Here is a 21,269-nt window from a genome sequence, read left to right on the forward strand (position 1 = left end):
CCGTGCCCGCGCCCGCGCCCCTGACCGTCGCCGTCGCCCAGCCCGTCTGCGCCGAGGCCTCCCGGCCGGAGACCGTGGCCGCCAACGTCGCGCAGCACGTCGCCGTGGTCCGGGAGGCCGCCGCCCGGCTGGTGGTCTTCCCCGAGTTCTCGCTGACCGGCTACGACCTCGCCGCGCCCGCCCTGGACCTCGCCGACGCGCGGCTCGCGCCGCTGGTCGAGGCCTGCGCCGGGACCGGCGCGGTCGCCCTGGCCGGCGCGCCGGTGCGCGAGGCGGACGGCCGCGAGTACATCGCCACGCTCGCCGTCACCGGCGAGGGCGCCCGGGTCGTCTGCCGCAAGATCCGGCTGCACGGGACCGAGGGCGACCGCTTCACCCCCGGCGACAAGCCGGCGGTGCTGGAACTGGACGGCCGCCGCCTGGGCCTGGCGATCTGCGCGGACGCCGCCTTCCCGGAGCACGCCGAGCAGCTGGCCGCGCTCGGCATCGACGCGTACGTCGCCTCCACCCTCTACGGCGACGACCCGGTGGCCCTCGCCCGGCGCGACAGCCAGGTCCGCGACCGGACCGCCGTGCACAGGGTGTGGGGCGTGCTGTCGACGTCGGCCGGGGCGAGCGGCGACTACCCGCGGACCTCGGGCGGCTCGGGGTTCTGGGCACCGGGCGGCGCGCTCGTCGCGCAGGCCGGGGCCGAGCCGGGCGCGGTGGTCCGCCACGCGCTCCCGTAGCCCCGTAGCCCCATCGCACTGCGGGCCCCGGCCCCGGACGGCCGCGGAGCCGTGCACCCGCGGAGCCGTGAGCCCTGAGGCCGTGCACCCGCGGAGCCGTGAGCCCTGGAACCATGACCCACGCAGCCGTGAGCCGCGGAGTCGTCCCGGGCGCCCGGGCGGAAATACCCGGGGCCCCCGCGCGGCTGTCGTGATCGGACACCGGTGCCGATACCGGTTCCGGTACCCGGCACCGGTGCCGGGTGCCGACGGCACGACCGAGACCAGGGCCGCCCCCGGGGCCGGCCAGGAGGTGCAGCGCGCGATGGGCGACGAGCAGGAGTACCGGACCGAGCACGACTCGATGGGCGAGGTCCGGGTGCCGGCCGCTGCGAAGTGGCAGGCGCAGACGCAGCGGGCGGTGGAGAACTTCCCGGTGTCCGGCCAGCGGCTGGAGCGCGCTCACATCGCGGCGCTGGCCCGGATCAAGGCGGCCGCCGCCCGGGTGAACGCCCGGCTCGGGGTGCTGGACGACGAGACGGCGAGGGCGGTCGTGTCCGCCGCCGAGGAGGTCGCCGAGGGCCGCTGGGACGCCGAGTTCCCGGTGGACGTGTTCCAGACCGGCTCCGGCACCTCGTCCAACATGAACACCAACGAGGTGATCGCGACGCTGGCCTCGGAGCGACTGGGCCGGCCCGTCCACCCGAACGACCACGTCAACGCGAGCCAGTCCTCGAACGACGTGTTCCCGTCCTCGATCCACATCGCCGCCACCGCCGCCGTCACCAACGACCTGATCCCCGCGCTGGAACACCTCGCGGAGGCGCTGGAGCGCAAGGCGGCGGAGTTCGCGAAGGTCGTGAAGTCCGGCCGGACGCACCTGATGGACGCCACGCCGGTCACCCTCGGCCAGGAGTTCGCCGGTTACGCCGCCCAGGTCAGGCACGGGCGGGAACGGCTCCTGGCGACGCTCCCCCGGGTCGCCGAACTGCCGCTCGGCGGCACCGCGGTGGGCACCGGCATCAACACCCCGCCCGGGTTCGCCGCGGCCGTGATCGAGGAGGTGGCCCGGGCCACCGACCTGCCGCTGACCGAGGCCCGCGACCACTTCGAGGCGCAGGGCGCGCGGGACGGCCTGGTCGAGCTGAGCGGCCAGCTGCGCACCGTCGCGGTCGGCTTCACCAAGATCGCCAACGACCTGCGGTGGATGGGCTCCGGCCCGCGCACCGGTCTCGGCGAGATCAACCTGCCGGACCTCCAGCCGGGTTCGTCGATCATGCCCGGCAAGGTGAACCCGGTGCTGCCCGAGGTCGTGCTGATGGTCTCGGCGCAGGTGATCGGCAACGACGCGACGGTCACGGTGGCCGGCGCGAGCGGCAACTTCGAGCTGAACGTGATGCTCCCGGTGATCGCCCGCAACGTGCTGGAGTCGGTCCGACTGCTCGCCAACAGCGCCCGGCTGCTGGCCGACCGGACGGTGGACGGCATCACCGCCAACGTCGAACGGGCCCGCGAGTACGCGGAGTCCTCGCCCTCGGTGGTCACCCCGCTGAACCGGTACATCGGCTACGAGGAGGCCGCCAGGGTCGCCAAGCAGGCGCTGGCCGAGCGGAAGACGATCCGCCAGGTGGTGCTGGAGCGCGGCTACCTGGCGCAGGGGCTGCTCACCGAGGAGCAGCTGGACGAGGCGCTGGACGTGCTGCGGATGACCCGGCCGTAGGGCCGGCGCGCTCCCCGGCCCCGCAGGTGGCGGACGGGGCCCGGGGCACGCGCCGGGGCGCGGACGGCGGCCTCGCCGCTCCGCGCCCCGGTTCGGACTACCCGGATGTCAGCCCTTCGCACGGCCTGCCCGGCCGCGCCTCATCGACGCTCCGTTCGCCGTCATGGTCGCCATCGAGATCGCGGCGAGCCCCAGCAGGAACATCACGGCGCCCGTGATCATGCAGGTGACGATGTTCTTGCCACGGTCCACCTCACCGGACACCACCCAGGGCGAGATGATCGTCCACGCGCCGAGCAGGGTCGCGGCCCAGGCCCGTGCGTGGGTGCGCTCGTACGCCGAGCCGTACCCTGCCATCAGCAGGCAGTAGGCGAGGCCGACGATGAGGCACGTCACGGTCAGTGTGCTGAAGGCGGTGAAGCCGACGATCCATGGCGAGGCCGCCAGGAAGAGACCGGCCAGAACGGCCAGGGCCTCGACGCCCTGGGCCTGCGGGGTCAGCGTGGCCCGCTCGTACTGCTCCCTCAGTTGGACGATGTCCGGATGGTGCTCCATGCCCATCGGAATCTGGGTAGACACCGATACCACCTCCTAGGTCCGGCACATGGAGGGCGCTAGCCCAGTACCATTCTGGCTCCGATCTGCCGTTTTGCACCTTTTTGCCCGGGCGACTACTCTGCCCGCCCCACACCTGCGGCGGCGGATCGGTTGTGACTGGCAGTGCTAGTTGGCGGAGGTCATAGGCATGCGCGCAGACGGCTGGGTGCCTTGGCAGCGTTAGTTGGCGGTTCCAGTCAGCGGTAGTTGGCGAACGTTCTTCATACTGATCACGGACGGTAATCGCTTGGCGGAGTGGCAGCGGCGAGCGCTTGGGCGTGATCGTTCAGGGCTTCGCGGAGCGCTGTGTAGCGGCGATCACGCCGGGTGTCGATGATGCGGAGAAGTGCGTATTCGGTGCTGGTCTGGTTGACGGTGATCCCGGCCGGGGCCAGCGGGGGCCGGAAGATCGGTGCGTGCGTCCATTCGCCGCTTGTGACCTTGGCCCAGATGTAGGCCGAGGCGCATGTGCGGTGCAGCTCAGGGCTGTAGTGGGGCCGCGCCGAGGTTGCCGGGGGCAGTTGCGCGGTGAGGTTCTCCCAGTCGGATTGGCGAAGGTGCCAGGAGTCCAGGCGTTGGCGTCGTTCGTAGTAGTCGACCGGGTCGGGCAGTTCGGCGATGTACCGGGCGAGCGCCTCGAACGCCTCCGGCAGTCTCTCGCTGATGTGCCTCTGTTTCCAGGGGTGGCCGGTTGTCGGCGTGAGGCTCAGGAACCGGCCGCGAAAAGGGTCTCGGGGGAGCCCGAGGAAGCGTGCGGCGTCGGCCGCGGTGATCCCGTCCGTGGCTTGGACGAGCAGGATCGCCGCAGCTCGGCGGAACTGGGTTCGAACGCTTCGGATCTCGTTCGGGGCGCCGTTGGCCACCAGGATCTCCAGCCATTCGCGAGGGAACCGCTGCGGGATGTGCTCAGGCAGGTAACCGCGCTGGCGGACGGGGATCAGCAGGGTCTCGCCGATCTCCTGGACGGCGGGGGAGAACTGGCGCTGGACTGCCTGTTGGAGTTGCGCCCGAAACTGCGGTGAGCAGTCCCGTCGGACATGCTCCCAGGTCCGGCCCCATCCGGACCCGTCGACGTGGGAACCGCTGCCCAGCCGGCGGCTGAGCGCCTGGCGGAGCTGGGGAACGGGGAGAGCTGGGAGAGCGTCCGCGAGCCGAAGAATGCATGCCGCGGCCGCGCTGGTGGTCGGAGCGCTTCCCCACCGGCCCCCGGTGCTCACAGTGTTCCGGTGGTGGGGGGCGGGAAGAGATTGCGTGACCAGGTCGATCTCTTCTTCCGAAGCCTGTGAGTCGGACGACGACCACGGCCAGGTCGAGGTGACCAGCGCGGCAGCGGCACGAAGATCGGCGAATGCCTGGAACGACCGGACGGGATCGCGGTCGTCGGAGAGCAACTCCAACAACCTGGTCTGGAGGGCCGCCTGCTCCGGGGTGAGCGCCGCAGTCGTGTTGTCGGCCGAGTCGAGCCGGGTTCCGCAGACCGGGCCGTGCAGGGATTTGGCGGTTGTGTTCCGGCATTGGGTGGGATGCAGGACCTGTCGGCCTGATCCCATGATGAGGTCCGGAGTGTTGTTGGTCCGGGTACTCCCGCTCAGCGCCGGGAGGCGGCAGCCGGGGCATGTGTCGGCGAGCAGGCGGTTGTGGTCCGGGCAGCCGAATACGACCGGCAGGCGCCATTCGAGTTTCCAGGGGCCGCCGTGTCGGCGCTGGATATCGCTGTCGTCGCCCGCGAGGCACTGCGGGCAGTAGCGGCTGGAGGCTGGCAGGACCCACTCGCGGTTCAGGAACGGGCGCCGGAGGCCCTGGTCCGGCCGTCCGACCGCGTCGGCGATCGGCGGGTAGTGGGCGGCCCAGCGACGGAGGGTGAGCCGGTCGACCTCCTCCTCGCTCAGCCGGGTCGCCCGGGCGAACCTGGCCCGGACGTCGGTTTCGAGCATGAATAACTGTTTGGCCGACGCCCGGGACGACCATCCTCCGCCGGTGGTGCCCAGGCCAGTGCATCGGACGACCAGACCGGGCCGCAGATCCAGCAGGTGGGAGAGCCGCAGAACGAAGCCGGGCAGGCTCTCGCCCGGCAGCGGGCCCAGGCTCCGGGGCAACGCGGCCGGGAAGCGGTCGTCCACCAGTCAGGCCCCCGTCTGCGCAACCGGGCCGGTGTCGTCGAAGACCGTGTTGCGCCCGCGCCGGCCCGCCCCTGCGGATTCCCGCTTCCGGCCAGCCGCGGCGACGGGCGGGGACGCCGTCGCCGGGATCCGGGGAACTTCACCGGCGGCCGGGTCGCGGCCCGGGTCGTCCAGGCTCAGAACGATCCCATCGAGCAGTTCCTCGTCGATCAGCTCTCTGCCGCTGTCCATCGCCTCATGGGCGCCGTCCTCGATCAAGCGGTTGAGCAGGCCGACGACGCCGCCGGTGCGGCGCATCAGGTATTCCGGCATGCCGCCGCCGACCAGCATGTCCGGGCCCGCATTGAACAGCCGCAGGCCGGACTCCAGACCGACGAGGTGGTTATGGAATGCCTGGATGTGGGCGGGGGTGGTGTAGCGGAAGCGGTCCAGCTCGACGAAGTCGAACCGACGCTCGGTCTGGGTGACCTCCAGGCCGTGGACGCGGCCGCCCTCCATGGCCGGCATCACCCACTGCTTGCCCCGCTTGTCCCAGCTGGCTCGCCGCAGCAGGCCGGACCCGGCGATGTCGACGCCGACCAGCACCAGAGTGACGTTCATGCTCATGAACGCCCGGACCAGGTCAAAGGCGTCCTGGTCATCAACCCGGTGCAGCCGCAGCCGGGTGATGTCATCCAGGATCAGGACCAGGACGCCGTGGTCGTCCAACGCGGCGGCGACCTGACGGACAAGCTGGGGCAGGGTCAGGCCCTTGGTCGGCGCCCCGAAGAAGCCCAGAATCGCCTCGCAGAGGCCCTTCGGCGTCGCGGTGACGGGCGTCTGGACGTAGGCGACCGGGGCGTGCAGGGCCCGAACGCCCGGCCGGGCGCCGGGGTTCACGAAGCCGTTCATCTCCAGCCAGGTGTCCTCGAACTCCGCGGCGACCTCGCAGACCGTCTCCGTCTTGCCCTGGTAGCCCCACCCGCCGACCATCACCCCCGGCCAGGTTGCTGCGGTCCGCTGTAGCGCGTTGCCGAGGATCCTCCGGGACAGCAGCCGTGAGACCTTCATCGCCATCGGCGTCTCCTGCAGCGGCAAGTTGACGTGAGTCGCCGTCCGGTGCAGGTCATGCAAGGCCCGCCCGCGAGGGCTCAGCGCCCGCCACTGGTCCAGCGTCAGCACTGGCGCCGGTTCGAACGCCCTGCGGTTGGCCCGGTAGTGCTGCCAGCCGTCGAAGGTGTCCCGGCGGGGCGGCTTGCCGGCCAAGATCGCGCTGAGCGGGTGCGGCCGCCCGGTGGCGTCGGTCACGAACTCTCCCTGGCCTCGAAGTCGTCGTCCGCCGGCAGGGCGAACAGGCGGCGCCTCCGCAGGCTGTCGCCCAGCCGCGGAGGCTGGGACGGGGCCCGGTCGACGCCGACCGCCTCCCGCAGCCGGCGGCGTTCGGCGTCGACAGCGGCGTCGACAGCCGCCGCTTCGGCGGGCCAGGCCACCGCCCGGACCGAAAGAGCAGCAGGCTCCGCCGGTGCCGGTGGTGCGGTGGGTGTGGGCCGGTCTGTCGCGGCGGCCTCGCTCTGGGCGGTGCGGCGCGATCGGCCGGTCTTCTCCCGCTTGGTCATCCGCGATGGCCACTGCTCGACCGGGATCGCCGAGCCGAGGATCTCCAGCAGGACGGGCAGCAGCTCGGCGTCGGTGCGGGGCACGATCCCCCGTGCGCGGACCTCGGCCAGCAAGGCGGTGGCGGTCGCGTCGGTGAACGCCGGGACCTCGCCCTCGGGCGGAAGCCCCGTCCAGCGCAGGACGTGCCAGCGGCCCGGCTCGTCGGGGTCCTCGAAGAACACCGACCGCCGATCGCGCCGGTCCGATCGCACCAGCCAGCCACCTTTGTGCCGGCCGCCGCGCGCGGACGGCCCGCGGAAACGGTCCTCGTCCAATAGCGGATGGTGATACCAGAGATTGAGGATCTTCACCCCACGGCCCGGGTGGACCTTGACGTGGTGGGCTCTCAGCAGTTGGTAGTAGAGCTCTGGGGAGGGGATCTCCAGGTCGAGGCCGCCCTGCAGAGCTGCGGCCGCGAACAGCGAGTTCGGGCTGTGGCCCTCGCCCGGGCCCCAGGACGGCGCGTACTCGCCCAGCACCCGGTTCTGCCAGACCTTCACGATCCAGGTCGCGATCACGTGCTCCATCTGCGGCATCGTGAGCAGAGCATCCGCCTCCGGATCGGCGCCCCGGTCGGCGACGTCGGTGCCGGTGAAGCCCAGCAGGTGCTCCAGCAGCAGCGTCTTGATCGAGGAGAACGCCCGCTCGACGGCGGACTTGTCGCTCGCCCGCAGAGCCCGGGCCGGCAGGATGTTGCAGCCCAGCACCCGCTGGGCGTCGACCAGGTGGTGGTTCTTGTAGGGGCCGCCATGGTCGGTGGTCACCGTCTCCGGTGCGAAGAACGGCAGCGCGGCAACCCGGTGCCCGGCGAACTCCGCGACCACCGAGGCCGGGACGCCCGGGTAGGGCCACTCCATCTCCTCGCCCCAGCCCTCGCGCATCGGCAGCGGCAGCATCACGTCCCGCAGCAGCATCGCAATGTCCACCGATGTGTCCGACACCAGCGTGAGGCGGAACGCGACCAGGGAGTGCGTGTAGAGGTCCAGCGCGATCGACAGCACCACCGACACCGGCTCGCCGAACACCGACTCCCTCACCTTCACCGGCAGCGGCGTCGAGTCCAGCGCGACCACCTGGCCCGGCCGGTGGACCACCACCCGCTGCCCCGTCTCCGCGGTCTGCGCGGTGCGGACGTAGCGCTGACGCGCCCCGTCCGGCCCGAACCACTCCCGCCAGACCGCCACGAACGTGTTCCGCGACGGCACCTCCGTGAGCGGGAAGTCGGGGAACACCTCGCTGACGTACTGCTGCAGCAGCCGGTGCCGGGCCGCAAAGCTCATCCGCGAGCGCCGCAGCGACTCCTGCCGGACCGCGAAGATCCCCTCCCGGATCTCCGCCGTGACGCTCGGATGCCCGCCGCCGGACCGCGTCCACCGGCCGTCCGCGCAGGCCAGCACCAACTCCCGGCCAGCTTTCCCGGCCAGGCGCTCCAGCGTCCGCTCGCTCATGAACCGGATCCCCAGCGCCGCGGCCTCGACCGGCGCCATCGCGGCGACCTCGGCCGCCTTCGTGCGCCGCCGCTCGCCCACCGTCGTGGCCTCCGGGTCGTAGCCGGGCCGCGGCTCGCCGGGCAGGGCCCGGGACGGGTGGCCGGCCCGGAAACCGGTCTCGGCCTCCAGCACGTGCTCGGCCCGGATCCGGGCCCGAAGCAGCTGCCCCTCCGTCAGATCGCTCAGCACGACCCCCTGTCGGCCGCCCCGGACCGACGGCGACGCGGGCGCCCGCAGCGGACGGACGCGCGGATGGTTGACCAGCCACCGAAGTGACCGGCACTCCCGCTCCCCGTCGGCGTCGACCAGCACGACCCGGCCGACCTGCGGCTCCACCTCCTCGACCGTCCACTCAACCCCGTCGACCTCGACGGCGGACCCGGGCGCCAGGAGCAGGACACCGCGGCTCACGACCCGCCTCCCGCAGCCGCCGCGTCGCCGCCGGCCCAGACCAGCGAGTCGTCGCCCAGCGGCGCGACCAGGTCGACGCCCAGTCGGCGGTGCCAGAGCAGATGGACCGCCTCCGCCCGGGCAGGAAGCGGCCACGGAGTCGAATCGACCAGGTCGCCGAACCGCAACGGACCCTTCGCGGCCCGCTCCAGCAGCAGCGGCTGCAGCCCCAGCCGGTCCGAGCGCGGCCGCCGCCGGGCCGATAACGCGTCCACCACGCCCAGGACGTGCCGCCGCCACTCCGCCACCACGCTGTAGCGCCACCCAGCGCTCGCCGCGGCCGCCCGGGTCGCGGCGAACTTCACCAGGTCGTCGTCCCGGATCAGGCCGGAAGGCCGGACGTCCAGAACCCATCGCCCGCCGTCCGGCATCACCGCCAGGAAGTCCGGAACGTGCGCCGACCGCCCACCGACGTGCTCGAAGTCCAACCGGAACGGCTGCGGCAACACCTCCGCCACTCCGACGAAGTCCAGCGCCAGCAGCAGGGAGCGCTCCTCCAGCGACTCGAAGCCGTGCATCCGCCCGGTCGACACCAGAAACTCCAGCCCCGGCCGGTGCAACTGCCGCGGCAACCAGGTGAACCGCCGCACGGGCTGCGACGAAAGAACCTCCACCGAGTCCAGATCTCGTACGGGCCATACGACTTGAGCGCCGTTCATCGTCCAGGAAGTCGCCCACCGGCCGACCCGTCCGCCGCCGGGCAGCAGCCGGTCCCGGACCGCTGCGTCACCCTCGCACGGCATGAAAAGCGCATCAAGGCCGCATGCATCCGAGCGAATCGTCGAATCCCTGCTGATGTGCATGCACACAGAGAAGTGGCTCTATGTATGCAGATGCGCGAGATCCTCCAAAATGCCCGAAAATGATCGAAGCTGATCAGGAGGACAGGCTATTGCGAATGGATGTCACGAACTCCGAGCCCAGAGCGTGTCGTTGACCGTGTCAGCGGGCTCACTCCCGAAGGTTCTTCGACCAGTCACCCTTGAAACGATAAGCACGGCCGTCACCGACCTGCTTCGTCCCGTCGGGAACGACGTCCCCGTGGTACGGATACTGTTCCGTCACCGCCGCCAGCAGGAACTCCAGGAAGCCGCCCTCGAACAGGTCCCACTCCCGCATCGAGTGGAACTTGGCAGCGACCGGCCACCGGTCCGGGTCCGGGCCCCGCATCAGCCAGAAGAAATGGTCCGAGTTGTAGTTGTTGCCCCACTTCAGCAGCCCTCCCTTGGCCGGGAACAGCGGATACGGGCACTCGTCGAAGTCCCCGTCCCGGTAGACCTCGGCCAGCCAGGCGCAGTATCCGTAGGGCTCCGTCGTGTTGTACAGGAATCCCTCAAAGCCGAGCGGCTGCCCGATCTGGGGACTGGGCGCTTCCGATGGCGTGTAGATGTGCAGTTCGTCGCTGATGCTGACCATCCCGTACCGGTCGGCGAACGCCCGGTAGTCCGCGGGCAGTTGGAAACCGAGCGCCTCGGGCCCCAGCTCCCACGGGACCGGGACCACGCCGTCCGCAGGCGGCGGCCCGATGACCGCGGCGAGCTGGTCCAGCATCTCCTCGATGTTCACGTCCACTCCTGTCAGCCGCCCCTTCTTGCCGGAGGCTATCCGCTTCCGGTGACACCAGAGGCGGTAGGACCCAGCCCCGCAGTGTCCTGGCACCCGAGCCGTCTACTCGGGTTCTTCTCCTTCTGCGGGAATCGTCCAACGCAGCAGCGTGGTGGTGCCGCGCTGTTCCAGAGTGACTGCGTAGACCTGATTCCAGGCTCGTTCGCCGTGGTGGCGCATGGAGTGGTCGCCGGGATCCCAGCCCAGGCCCAGCACCTGGCACCCGTCGATCTCGATCTGTCCGGCGAGCAGGGGGTGAGTCTGGCCGGCCCGGTCGAGAAGGTGGAAGTGAGTATGCGCGTCCACGGAGACCACCAGGCCGATTCGGGGCCCTTCCGCCAACCAGCTCTGGAGCTGACTGGCGAACTCGTGGGCTTCGTGCAGCGGGAGGTCGAGGCGCCCGTAGGGGCCGCGGCGCCCGTCGACCTGGGACATCGGGGCGCCGCCGAATCGGGCGTGGGCGTCGTCCTCGTACTTCCCCCAGTACGTGACGTCGGCAAGACCGTCGATCGACTCGCCCGGCAGCCCGACGAACGAGTCGAGGGCGCGGGCGTCACCGAGGACCATTCCGCACCGGTCGACCGGCAGGTCACCGAGCCGGATCGGCTCTCCGTCGGGGTCTCCCGGCCAGGGCATGCCGAGGTCGACCTCCAGGACCGTGACGACCGGCCCGTCGTACGACTCCCCCGTTTCGGCGCGCACCCTCAGCGGCCGGTCGGCAGCGGCTGGCATCGCGACCGCCTCACAGGACCAATCCCGGCTCGGGCCGTCCACGGGCTCATGTAGATGGCCGCCACCTTGCTTCGCGGCGGCCAGTGCCCGCACGGACAACGGGTCGCCGAGGGCGGGCCAGTGGTCGATCCAGCCGGCCATGCCCAGGACCAGTACGCCAGACGGCGCGGTGACGACTCCCAGGTCGACAGAGGTTTCACTCATCCGCTGATTCAACCAAGCCGGACTGTCACTGACAGCGACGGGCACCCTGATCGCCAAATATCGCTGACAACCGCCAACTATCGCCGACGGTCACATCGGTGAGCTGCGTCTCACCCTGGCGGGGCACTCTTGTGTATGCAACTCGTTGCATAGCAGGATGCCGGTCATGGCACTGGAGCACGCGATCCTCGTCTCGCTGCTGGAGCAGCCCGGCTCGGGCTACGAGTTGGCCCGGCGGTTCGACCGCTCCATCGGCCGCTTCTGGACCGCCACCCACCAGCAGATCTACCGGGTGCTGCGGCGGATGGAGGCGGACGGCTGGATCTCGGCCGAGGAGGTCGCCCAGGACGGCCGGCCGGACAAGAAGGTGTACTCGGCCGCCGAGCCGGGACGCACCGCCCTGGCCGGCTGGCTGCGCGAACCGGTCGAGCCGGAGACCGTCCGGCACGAACTCGCGGTCAAGATCCGCGCGGCGGCCTTCGACGACCCGGCCGCACTGATCGCCGAGGTCGAACGCCACCGCGAGGGCCACGCCGCCCTGCTCGCCCGTTACCTGCACGGCGAGCAGCGCGACTTCCCGGCCCCCGCCGCCCTCGACCCCCGCCAGCAGCTCCAGCACGTGGTGCTGCGCGGCGGCATCGAGTACGAGCGGATGACCCTCGCCTGGCTGGACGACGTGCTCGCCACCCTGCACCGCCTGGCCGGCGGCGGGACGAGCCCCGCCGACGCGGCCGACGCGGCCGGCCACCGGCCGTAGGCGCCGCGCCGCCCGCGCCGCCGCCCCGAACCCCACGCACCCCACGCCACCCTCGAAACCCTCGACCCCCGGGAGCCCGTGATGCTCTTCAACCCGCGTACGTACGACCCCGCGCAGTTCGACGAGCCCACCCGCCGACTGCTGCGCGCGACCGTGGACTGGTTCGAGTCCCGCGGCAAGAAGGCGCTGATCGACACCTACGTCGACCGCACCTGGTACGCCGACTTCCTTGAGTTCGCCGCGAAGGAAGGCCTGTTCGCCGAGTTCCTGACCCCGTCCTCGGCCGACCCGGCCAAGCGCTGGGACACCGCGCGGATCGCCGAGCTGAACGAGATCCTCGGCTTCTACGGCCTCGGCTACTGGTACACCTGGCAGGTCACCATCCTCGGCCTCGGCCCGGTCTGGCAGAGCGAGAACGAGGCCGTCCGAGCCCGTGCCGCCCAGCTGCTGTCGGAGGGTCACGTGATGGCGTTCGGGCTCTCCGAGCGCAGCCACGGCGCCGACATCTACTCGACGGACATGATCCTCACCCCGGACGGCGAGGGCGGCTTCACCGCCACCGGCTCCAAGTACTACATCGGCAACGGCAACGTCGCCGGCCTGGTCTCGGTGTTCGGCCGCCGCTCGGACGTCGAGGGCCCGGAGGGCTACGTCTTCTTCGCGGCCGACAGCCGCCACGAGGCGTACCACCTGGTCAAGAACGTCGTGAACGCGCAGATGTACGTCAGCGAGTTCCGGCTGGAGGACTACCCGGTGCGCGCCGAGGACGTGCTGCACACCGGCAAGGCCGCCTTCGACGCCGCGCTGAACACCGTCAACGTCGGCAAGTTCAACCTCTGCACGGCGTCGGTCGGCATCTGCGAGCACGCGATGTACGAGGCCGTCACGCACGCCCACAACCGGGTGCTCTACGGCAAGAAGGTCACCGACTTCCCGCACGTGCGGCGCGAGCTGACCGACGCCTACGCCCGCCTGGTGGCGATGAAGCTGTTCGCCGACCGCGCGGTCGACTACTTCCGCACCGCCTCGCCCGAGGACCGTCGTTACCTGCTCTTCAACCCGATGACCAAGATGAAGGTCACCACCGAGGGCGAGAAGGTCATCGACCTGATGTGGGACGTCATCGCGGCCAAGGGCTTCGAGGCGGACACCTACTTCGACAAGGCGGCGAAGGACATCCGCGGCCTGCCGAAGCTGGAGGGCACCGTCCACGTCAACCTGGCGCTGATCCTCAAGTTCATGGCCAACTACCTCTTCAACCCGGCCGAGTACGCGCCGGTGCCGACCCGGCTGGACGCGGCGGACGACGAGTTCCTGTTCCGGCAGGGCCCGGCCCGCGGCCTCGGCGCGATCCGGTTCCACGACTGGCGCACCGCCTACGACGCCCACGCGCACATCCCGAACGTCGCCCGGTTCCGCGAGCAGGCCGACGGGTTCTGCGAGCTGCTGGTCAAGCACGCGCCGAGCGCGGAACAGCAGGCCGACCTCGACTTCCTGCTGGAGATCGGCCAGCTGTTCGCGCTGGTCGTCTACGGCCAGCTGGTGCTGGAGCAGGCCGAGTTGACCGGCCTGGAGGCGGACGTCCTGGACCAGGTCTTCGACGCACTGGTGCGGGACTTCTCCGCGCACGCCACCGAGCTGCACGGCAAGGCCTCCACGACCGAGGCGCAGGCCGCCTGGGCGCTGGCGCACGTCCGCCGCCCGGTCGCGGACGGCGAGCGGGCGGCGAAGGTGTGGGCCCGGGTCGAGGCGCTCAGCGGCGCGTACGAGATGCAGCCGTAGCGGCCGCAGCGGGTGACGGACCGGGGCCTTGACGGCCCCGCGAGCGGGGGTGCCGGCGGCGGCCGGCACCCCTTCACCTCGTCACCTCTTGCGGCTCCCCCGGGGGTCGCCTCAGAAGGTGAGTTTCCAGCTGTCGATGTAGCCGGTGTCCTGCCGGCCCACGTCCTGGACCTTCAGCTTCCAGGTGCCGTTGGCGGGCACCGCGGAGGCGTTGACCGTGTAGGTGGTCTGGACGTTGGGCGCCGAGTCGCTGCCGCTGGAGTTCTTCAGCCGGAAGGTGGTGCCGTTCGGCGCGACCAGGTCGATCACCAGGTCGCCGCGCCAGGTGTGCTTGATGTCGACGCCGACCTGGAGGGTGGCGGGCGCGTTGCCGGTCCGCCCGGTCACGGCCAGGTCCGAGGTCACCGCCGCGCCGTAGTCGGGGATCTGCACGTCGGCGGTGTTCTCGAAGACGGTGCCGGTGGGCGGCGTGGTGTCGCCGGCCGAGAGCGTCCAGACCGCGTAGGCGATCGCGTCACTCATCCGGTCCAGCGCGGTGTCGTTGACGTTGGCGCTGGTGTCGCAGGAGGAGTGGTAGCAGCGGTCGAACGGCTGGCCCGCCGTCCCGCCCCACTTCGCCGCCTGGGCACTGGTCTTGGTGTAGTCGGCGCCGCTGAACAGGCCGCCGACCCGGATGCCCGCGTCCTGGAACGGGGCGTGGTCGGAACGGCCGTCGCCCTCGAAGTCCTGCTCGGTGCTGATGCCGAGGCCCGCGAAGTAGTCGCGGAACAGCGCGTCCAGCGCGGTGTCGTAGCGGTAGGTGAAGTAGCCCGGGTTGGGCGAGCCGATCATGTCGAAGTTCAGGTAGGTGTCGATCTTCGAACGCTCGGCGGCGGGAAGGCCCTTGACGTAGTTCGTCGAGCCGACCATGCCGTACTCCTCGGCACCCCACCAGCCGAACCGCAGGTGCTTGGCGGGCTTGAGACCGGCACGGGAGACGGCCAGGGCGGTCTCCAGGATGCCGGCCGAGCCGGAGCCGTTGTCGTTGATGCCGGGGCCGCCGGTGACGGAGTCCAGGTGGGCGCCGGCCATCACGACGTGCGAGGTGTCGCCACCGGGCCAGTCGGCGACCAGGTTGTAGCCGGTCGAGCCGTTGTAACTGAACGTCTGCAGCGTGGTGGTGAAGCCCGCGGCGTCCAACGTGCCCTTCACGTAGTCGATCGAGGCCTTGTAGCCGGACCGCCCGTGGGCACGGTTGCCGCCGTTGGCGGTGGCTATCGACTGGAGCTGGGCCAGGTGCGCCTTGACGTTGGCGACCGGGATGTCCGGGGCCGCGGCGGCGGGCGCGGCGGAGGGCGCGGGGGCCGCGACTGCGGCGGGGGCGAACAGGGCGGCGGCGAGCGTGACGACCGCCCCGGTCGACAGGGCGGATCGGCACAGGCGGGATCGCCGCGAGGCGTGCTCGGTCAAGGCAGGCTCCGGTTTCTGGTGGGGCAGAACGGAAGCGTGGAACCTCGCGGACGGTGGTCGGAGGGCCGGCCGGAGTAGGGGTCCGGTCGGTGGTCGGGCGTGGATCGAGGGCGCGCCCGCGAAGTTGACGCGACCATGATGATTTAGCCAAGCCCGGGTTCCGTCAAGGGGTCCGGGCAACAGCCGTCAGCCGCCGGCCGGACCGCCTCGCACGGCCGCCCGCTCGCCCGGCGCGCCCGCCCCCGGCCCGGCCTGCGTCCGCGGCAGCACCGCCCGGACGAGTGCGCCGCCGTCGTGGTTGACGGCCGTGAACCGGCCGCCCAACTCCTCGGCCCGCTCGGCCATCGAGCGCAGGCCCAGACCGGAACCCGCCCGGCGGCCGGCCCCCGGACCGGGCCGCACCCCGGCCCCTGCGGGGTCGGCAACGGCGCCGGCACCGTCGAAGCCGCGGCCGTCGTCGCTGGCCTCGACCACGACCGCGTCCGGCCGCACCCACAGCGTCAACCTGGCCTCGGTGGCGCCGGAGTGGCGCAGCACGTTGTTCAGCGCCTCGCCGCTGATCCGCAGCACCGCCACCTCGACGGCGGCCGGCAGCGCGGGCGGCGGGTCCGGGTCGAGCACCAGGGCGAGCCGGACGTGGTCGCCGTCCAGCCCGGCGACCAGCCTCCGCAGCGCGCCGGCCAGCCCGTCGCCGGCCAGTGCCGCGGGCGCCAACCCCTCGGTGATCCGCCGCAGTTCGACGATCGCCTGCCCGATCCCGGCCGACACGGCCCGCAGCGACCCGGCCGCCGGGGAGTCCGCGGGGACGCCCGCACGCGCGGTGTCGACGCCGAGCCGCAGCCCGGAGAGGGTGGGGCCGAGCCCGTCGTGCAGGTCGTGCCGCAGCCGCCGGCGTTCCTCCTCCCGGGCGAGGACGATCTGCCGCCGTCCGGCCTGGAGTTCCTCGTACAGGCGCAGCGAGGCGATGGCGGGCGCGGCCTGGTCGGCGAGGAAGCGCAGCACCTCGTGGTCCTGGGCGTCCAGCGCGGGCTGGCCGGCGCGCGGCGGCGCGTACAGGTCGCCGATCACCGCGCCCTCGAACCCGAGCGGGAACACCTGGCTGCCGGGCCCGACCGTGCCGACCGAGGCGAGTTCGTGCGGGCCGTTGCGGGTGTGCAGGACGACCCGGGCTCCCGGCAGGCCGAGGGCGTTGACGACGGTGTCGCAGAGCAGCGGTGGCGCGTCGGCCGGGCTGACGGCGCGGCTGAGCCGTTCCGCGAGCTCGCGCACCACCTGGTAGGGGCGGGCCCGGTCACCGTAGTAGAACCGGTCGACGGCGCGGAGCACCCACCGGGCGGTCGGGCCCAGCAGTGCGCCGATGGCGAGCGTGCCGGCCGCCAGCAGCTGGGCGCCGGCGGTGCTGGCCTCGGGCAGCGCGCGGCGCAGCACCAGGGCGATGCCCAGGTAGCCGGCGATCAGCAGCGCGGTGAGGGCGAGCACGCTGAGCATCCGGCGGGTGGCGCGGTCGAGGTAGTGGGAGCGGTCACGGGTGAAGGCGTAGCCGACGGCGCCGAGCATCCAGATCGCCGATCCGGTGAAGTAGGCGACCGCGCCGAGGCTCTCCGAAGTGCCCATCCGCAGGGCGAGGTTGGTGGTGACCAGCCAGACCAGGTAGGGGACGAGCACCGCCGTGAACGTCCGGTGCGGGCCGGCCGAACGCCGCCACCGCACGGCGGCCACCAGCAGACTGCCCGTGACGACCGCCCAGGAGACCAGGGTGACCCGCCACTCGTCGAGTGGCAGCCCCTCGCCCTGGGGGACCAGCACGTCCCCGAAGTACGGCAGCGGCACGCCGAGCCGCACCACGCAGGCGTGGCAGGCGCTCCAGAGCGCGATCGCGGCAACGAGGAGGCGTCCCCGGCCTCCGGGCAGCCGGCCCTCGGGCAGCCAGAGCGGCAGGGCGAGGGCCAGGAAGATGAACAGGGTGACCGAGACGAGCAGCAGCGCCGCACCGACCGCCTCCGGCACCGGTCCGGCGCCGGCCGATGCGGCGGCCAGCAGGTAGAACCGGGAGAGACAGCCGCCGAGTCCGGCGGCGAGCATCGTCACGCCGAGGCTGCGGCCGGCGGGGAGGGGGGCCTCGGGGGCGGCGCGGGCCGCTCCGGGGGCGGACGTCGCGGCGACGGCGCGCCGGCGCCTGGGGCGGCGGGCCGTGGGGCGCGGGGCCGGGGCAGCGGGTGCCGGTTCGCCCCCGGGGCCCGGGCGGTGGGCGAGGATCAGCAGGCCGGAGAGCGCGAAGGCGAACCCGAGCAGCACCGTCTCGCCGTCGTGCAGGAAGAACGGCTCGGCCCAGGCGGCGTTCTGGTGGGTCAGGGCCAGCAGCACCCAGCCGAGGCCGCAGACCAGCGTCAGCCCGCACATCCAGGTGGCAAGGGTGAGGCCGGTCCGCCCCGGCCGGAGGGCGGTGGCCCGGACGGTGGTGGCCGCGGCCGGTTCACTCATGTGGGCCTCCCTGTTGGCCTCCCCGCGGGCGCCTCCGTGCGGGGCCCGCGGGGCTTCCGGGCTCCGCCGCGGCGGAGCCCGGGCCGGGTCAGGTGTCGCCGAGGCCCATGTCCCGGGCCCGGGCGACCGCCTCGGCGCGGGTCGCCACGTGCAGCTTCTCGAAGATGTGGGTCACGTGGTTGCGGACCGTCTTCTCCGCCACCACCAGCTCGCGGGCGATCCGCCGGTTGTCGAGCCCCCGCGCCACCAGGTCCAGCACCTCGGCCTCGCGGGCGGTCAGGGACGGGAACAGCTGTCCGGCTTCGCGCAGCCGGGCTCCGGCCAGCAGCGCGGTGATCCGGCCGGCCACGTCCGCACCGAACACCGCGCCGCCCGCCGCGACCGTCCGCACGGCGTGCAGCACCTCCTCCCGGCCCGCGCCCTTGACCAGGTAGCCGCGCGCACCTGCCTGGAGAGCGGCCAGCAGGCTGCCGTCGTCGTCGGCCATGGTGAGCATCAGCACCGGCGGGGCCGGCGGCTGGGCGGCCAGCCGGCGGGCGGCCTCCAGCCCGGAGCCGTCCGGCAGTGAGAGGTCCATCACCACCACGTCCGGGCGGTACCGGGCGACCGCGTCCGGCACCGCACCGGCCCGCTCGGCCTCGGCGACCACGGCGATGCCCTCGGCGCTCTGCAGCGCGGCCTTCAGTCCCTCGCGGAACAGCGGGTGGTCGTCGACGATCAGGACCCGGACGGGTGACGCGTCGGTGCCCCGTTCACCGCCCGTCGCATCCTCCCCGGTCCGTTCCCCGCCCGCCCCCTCGTCCGTCCCGCCGGCCGGACGACCGTCGCGCTCCCCGGGCAGCTCGTCCCACCGGCCGGCGGTGGGCGAACCGGCGGTGGGCGAACCGGCGGGCCCGGCACCGGGGCCGTACCGCGGGGCGCCCTGCGGCGCGTCCCGGGGGCCGGGGGCCGGCTGCGGAGCGGGCTGGGCTGGGGAGTGCTGTTGGTCCACATGGCCGACACTACCAGCGATGACGGAGTGACTTTCCGTGACATGCTCGGAGTGTCGCCCGGTCCGTCCGGACCACCCGCCCCCGGGACGAGACCGCTGCCTCATGCGCCCGGGACGGCGGGCCGACGAGACTGTCGTCCATGCCCGGCGAACGGCCGTCGGCGGACCACACACCCCAGCCCGTTGCGAGGCGGTGCCATGATCACGGTGACCTCTGCCCGACCCCGCGCGTCCGCCCGGCGCACCCCCCGCCGGACTCCGGCCCAGCGGCAGCTGACCGCCGCCGCGGTCTGCACGGCGTTCTGCCTCGCCGTCGCCACGCTCTGGATCTGCTACGTCCTGGTGCACCTCGGCGAACCGGGCGTCGCCCGCCCCCGGGACCAGCTCGCCATCCTGCTCTACGCACTGCCCACCGCCGGCGCCGGCATGCTGCTGCACGCCCACCGCCCGGGCAGCCCGCTCGGGTGGGTCATGCTGGCCTACGCCCTCACCTCGATGCTGCCCAGCGCGGCCGGCGCGTCGCTCTGGGTGGAGGTCTCCGACCCGGGGCTGGTGGGCGCGCTCGCGGTGCTGCGCTCGGTCTGCGACACCATCAGCCAGACGCTCTTCTACGTGCTGCCGCTCTGGCTCCCCTCCGGGCGGCTCACCACGCGCCGGTGGTGGCTCTACATCGGCGCCGTCGCGCTCTGGGAGATCCCGGACGGCATGTCGTTCCTCGGCCACGCGACCTCCTACGGCCACCCCAACCCGCTCGCCGACAGCCCGCCCGCCGCCTTCTTCGGGGCGCTCTCGGACCACCTGGACGGCCTCTACGACCCGGTGAACTACCTGCTCGTCGGGTTCTCGGCCGCCGTACTGCTGTTCCGGCTGCTGCGGCCGGCGCCGGACGGCCCCCCGGACGGGCCCGCGCCGCACCCGGCGCACCGGGTGCACGTGGCGGCGATGCTCGGCGCGTACCTGCTCTGGGCGGGCATGCAGGACTACTACAACCGCCGCTTCCAGTACGAGTACTGGCTCAGCTACTCGCTCTTCGCCGCCGCCGGGGCGGTCTGGGCGGTCGCCGTGGCGTACCTGGTGATCCGGGACGGCGGCTGGCGGCTGGACCGGGCGGCCCGGTCCGTGCTGACCGGGCTGCTCCTGGCCACCGGGCTGACCACGGTGTTCGTGGTGTTCGCCGCCGTGCTCTCCGGCTGGCTGGTACCGGGCCGGGGAGGAGCGGCGCTGGTGTTGATCGCCCTGGTGTTCGGGCTGGGCAGCTGCCTGCCCCGGCCTGCCCGGTGGGCGGTCGGACTGGTCGACCGCCTCTACTACGGCGACCGCGCCCAGCCGTACCAGGTGCTGCGCACCCTGGCCGGGCAGGTCCGGCAGACCGTCGACCCCGAGCGGCTGCCGGCGGCACTCTGCGCCACGGTCGCCGAGGAGCTGCGGCTGCCCGGGGTCGCACTGAGCGTCACCACCCGGGCCGGGCGGCGCCGGCTGGCCGCCGTCGGCCGGCTGGACGGGCCCGGGCAGGCCTTCGCGCTGGTCCACCACGGCACGGTGATCGGGGAGTTGACGGTCGCACCGCGCGAGGGCGAGGAGCGGCTGGACCCGGGCGACATCGACATCCTGCGCTCGCTCGCCGACCAGGTCTCGCCCGCGGTCGCCTCGCTGCAACTGCAGGAGGACCTCCAGGCGAGCCGGGAGCAGATCGTCGCGGCGCGGGAGGAGGAGCGGCGCTGGCTGCGCCGGGACATCCACGACGGCCTCGGGCCCGCGCTGGCGGGGCTGCGGCTGCGGGTGGACAACGCCGCCTCGGGAGCCGCCTCGGAAGCCGCCGGGAGCGCCGTCCCCCGGAGCGGCCCGGGCGCGGGCCTTGCGGAGACCCTGCACGGGATCTCGGGGGACCTCGCGATGGCGATCAAGGAGGTCCGGCGGATCACCGACCGGCTCGGGCCGGCCCCGCTCGGCGAGTTCGGGCTCGCGCGGGCCGTCCAGCAGCTCGCCGCCAACTTCAGCGGCGCCGCGCTGGCCGTCACCGTCTCGATGGCCCCGGACCCGTTGCCGGACCTGCCGGCCGCCGTCGAGGTGGCCGCCTACCGGATCACCGCCGAGGCGCTGAACAACGTCCTGCGCCACGCCCGCGCCCGACGCGCCCAGGTGTGCGTCCGGGTGGACGCGGAGACGCTCACGCTGACCGTGCAGGACGACGGGGTGGGGGTGGAGACGGGGGAAACGACCTGGGCGGAGCGCCTGCCGGAGGAGGCCGCGCAGAGCACGGGCGGGACGTCCGGGTGGGCGGGCGGCGGGGTCGGCCTCCGGTCGATGGCCGACCGCGCGGCGGAGATCGGCGGCAGGTGCACGGTGGCGCCCCGGGCGGGGGAGCACGGGACGCGGGTGCTGGCGGTGCTGCCCCGGTTCCCGTCGGCGGGCGGGGCGGCCGGGGCGCGACGGGAGACGGCCGGCGGCTGACCGCCCACCGCGCGACGACCGCCCCCGGCGCTCGCGGCGCCGGGGGCGGGTCTGGCTCGGGGGTCGGGATCGGGGTCGGGGTCGGGAGTGGGGGGGGG

The 21,269-nt window shown here is 72.8% G+C and carries 15 protein-coding genes; 5 read left to right on the forward strand and 10 right to left on the reverse strand.

Annotation, left to right across the window (positions count from 1 at the left end; all coding sequences use genetic code 11):
- The first annotated feature begins 2 nt into the window (after positions 1 to 2).
- Positions 3 to 728, forward strand: a complete 726-nt coding sequence (locus C2142_RS08865) for a carbon-nitrogen hydrolase family protein (RefSeq protein WP_206670944.1) — start codon at positions 3 to 5, stop codon at positions 726 to 728.
- Positions 729 to 1,032: 304 nt separating this feature from the next.
- The gene (locus tag C2142_RS08870; protein WP_148642291.1) at positions 1,033 to 2,427 is read left to right on the forward strand and encodes a class II fumarate hydratase; all 1,395 of its coding nucleotides are present in this window, start codon (positions 1,033 to 1,035) and stop codon (positions 2,425 to 2,427) included.
- A 108-nt stretch (positions 2,428 to 2,535) separates the two neighbouring features.
- Here C2142_RS08870 and C2142_RS08875 read toward each other — a convergent pair whose 3' ends face one another.
- From C2142_RS08875 to C2142_RS08905, 7 genes are all read right to left on the reverse strand, one after another.
- Positions 2,536 to 3,006: an SPW repeat protein gene (locus tag C2142_RS08875; RefSeq protein WP_241002461.1), complete on the reverse strand. Its 471-nt coding sequence runs from the start codon at positions 3,004 to 3,006 to the stop codon at positions 2,536 to 2,538.
- A gap of 248 nt (positions 3,007 to 3,254) precedes the next feature.
- The gene (locus C2142_RS08880) at positions 3,255 to 5,144 is read right to left on the reverse strand and encodes a TniQ family protein (protein ID WP_162002428.1); all 1,890 of its coding nucleotides are present in this window, start codon (positions 5,142 to 5,144) and stop codon (positions 3,255 to 3,257) included.
- 3 nt (positions 5,145 to 5,147) lie between these two features.
- Positions 5,148 to 6,431, reverse strand: a complete 1,284-nt coding sequence (locus tag C2142_RS08885) for an AAA family ATPase (protein ID WP_241002462.1) — start codon at positions 6,429 to 6,431, stop codon at positions 5,148 to 5,150.
- Positions 6,428 to 8,680, reverse strand: coding sequence for a transposase family protein (locus C2142_RS08890; protein WP_148641887.1), 2,253 nt, complete (start codon positions 8,678 to 8,680; stop codon positions 6,428 to 6,430). Before C2142_RS08890 ends, C2142_RS08885 begins: the two co-directional genes overlap by 4 nt.
- Complete coding sequence (locus C2142_RS08895; protein ID WP_148641888.1) at positions 8,677 to 9,522, reverse strand: TnsA-like heteromeric transposase endonuclease subunit; 846 nt, start codon at positions 9,520 to 9,522, stop codon at positions 8,677 to 8,679. Before C2142_RS08895 ends, C2142_RS08890 begins: the two co-directional genes overlap by 4 nt.
- A 148-nt stretch (positions 9,523 to 9,670) precedes the next feature.
- The gene (locus tag C2142_RS08900) at positions 9,671 to 10,285 is read right to left on the reverse strand and encodes a hypothetical protein (RefSeq protein ID WP_148641889.1); all 615 of its coding nucleotides are present in this window, start codon (positions 10,283 to 10,285) and stop codon (positions 9,671 to 9,673) included.
- 102 nt (positions 10,286 to 10,387) lie between these two features.
- Entirely contained in the window at positions 10,388 to 11,260 is an 873-nt protein-coding gene (locus tag C2142_RS08905; RefSeq protein ID WP_148641890.1) for a hypothetical protein, read from the reverse strand.
- A 166-nt stretch (positions 11,261 to 11,426) separates the two neighbouring features.
- On the opposite strand from C2142_RS08905, the gene C2142_RS08910 reads away from it, so the two are divergent.
- Both C2142_RS08910 and C2142_RS08915 read left to right on the forward strand, forming a co-directional pair.
- Positions 11,427 to 12,017 (forward strand): PadR family transcriptional regulator, encoded by a 591-nt coding sequence (locus C2142_RS08910; RefSeq protein ID WP_148641891.1) that lies wholly within the window; start codon positions 11,427 to 11,429, stop codon positions 12,015 to 12,017.
- Positions 12,018 to 12,098: 81 nt separating this feature from the next.
- Positions 12,099 to 13,799 (forward strand): acyl-CoA dehydrogenase family protein, encoded by a 1,701-nt coding sequence (locus C2142_RS08915; protein WP_148641892.1) that lies wholly within the window; start codon positions 12,099 to 12,101, stop codon positions 13,797 to 13,799.
- A 111-nt stretch (positions 13,800 to 13,910) separates the two neighbouring features.
- On the opposite strand, the gene C2142_RS08920 is transcribed toward C2142_RS08915, so the two are convergent.
- The 3 genes from C2142_RS08920 to C2142_RS08930 form a co-directional block, all read right to left on the reverse strand.
- Positions 13,911 to 15,167, reverse strand: coding sequence for a M28 family metallopeptidase (locus C2142_RS08920; RefSeq protein WP_241003152.1), 1,257 nt, complete (start codon positions 15,165 to 15,167; stop codon positions 13,911 to 13,913).
- 267 nt (positions 15,168 to 15,434) lie between these two features.
- Positions 15,435 to 17,729 (reverse strand): histidine kinase, encoded by a 2,295-nt coding sequence (locus C2142_RS08925; protein ID WP_148641893.1) that lies wholly within the window; start codon positions 17,727 to 17,729, stop codon positions 15,435 to 15,437.
- 88 nt (positions 17,730 to 17,817) lie between these two features.
- On the reverse strand, positions 17,818 to 18,450 hold the full coding sequence (locus C2142_RS08930; protein ID WP_148642295.1) for a response regulator transcription factor: 633 nt from the start codon (positions 18,448 to 18,450) through the stop codon (positions 17,818 to 17,820).
- 477 nt (positions 18,451 to 18,927) lie between these two features.
- On the opposite strand from C2142_RS08930, the gene C2142_RS41475 reads away from it, so the two are divergent.
- On the forward strand, positions 18,928 to 21,171 hold the full coding sequence (locus C2142_RS41475) for an ATP-binding protein (RefSeq protein ID WP_148641894.1): 2,244 nt from the start codon (positions 18,928 to 18,930) through the stop codon (positions 21,169 to 21,171).
- Positions 21,172 to 21,269 lie beyond the last annotated feature (98 nt).

It is taken from the genome of Streptomyces sp. CB01881, assembly GCF_002953255.1.
GTDB lineage: Bacteria > Actinomycetota > Actinomycetes > Streptomycetales > Streptomycetaceae > Kitasatospora.

What these genes read in the sequence shown, in the direction of transcription:
- C2142_RS08925 (WP_148641893.1), bottom strand. Translation starts at nt 17,729, where the DNA reads ATGAGTGAACCGGCCGCGGCCACCACCGTCCGGGCCACCGCCCTCCGG.
- C2142_RS08895 (WP_148641888.1), bottom strand. Translation starts at nt 9,522, where the DNA reads ATGCACATCAGCAGGGATTCGACGATTCGCTCGGATGCATGCGGCCTT.
- C2142_RS08915 (WP_148641892.1), top strand. Translation starts at nt 12,099, where the DNA reads ATGCTCTTCAACCCGCGTACGTACGACCCCGCGCAGTTCGACGAGCCC.
- C2142_RS08905 (WP_148641890.1), bottom strand. Translation starts at nt 11,260, where the DNA reads ATGAGTGAAACCTCTGTCGACCTGGGAGTCGTCACCGCGCCGTCTGGC.
- C2142_RS08910 (WP_148641891.1), top strand. Translation starts at nt 11,427, where the DNA reads ATGGCACTGGAGCACGCGATCCTCGTCTCGCTGCTGGAGCAGCCCGGC.
- C2142_RS08870 (WP_148642291.1), top strand. Translation starts at nt 1,033, where the DNA reads ATGGGCGACGAGCAGGAGTACCGGACCGAGCACGACTCGATGGGCGAG.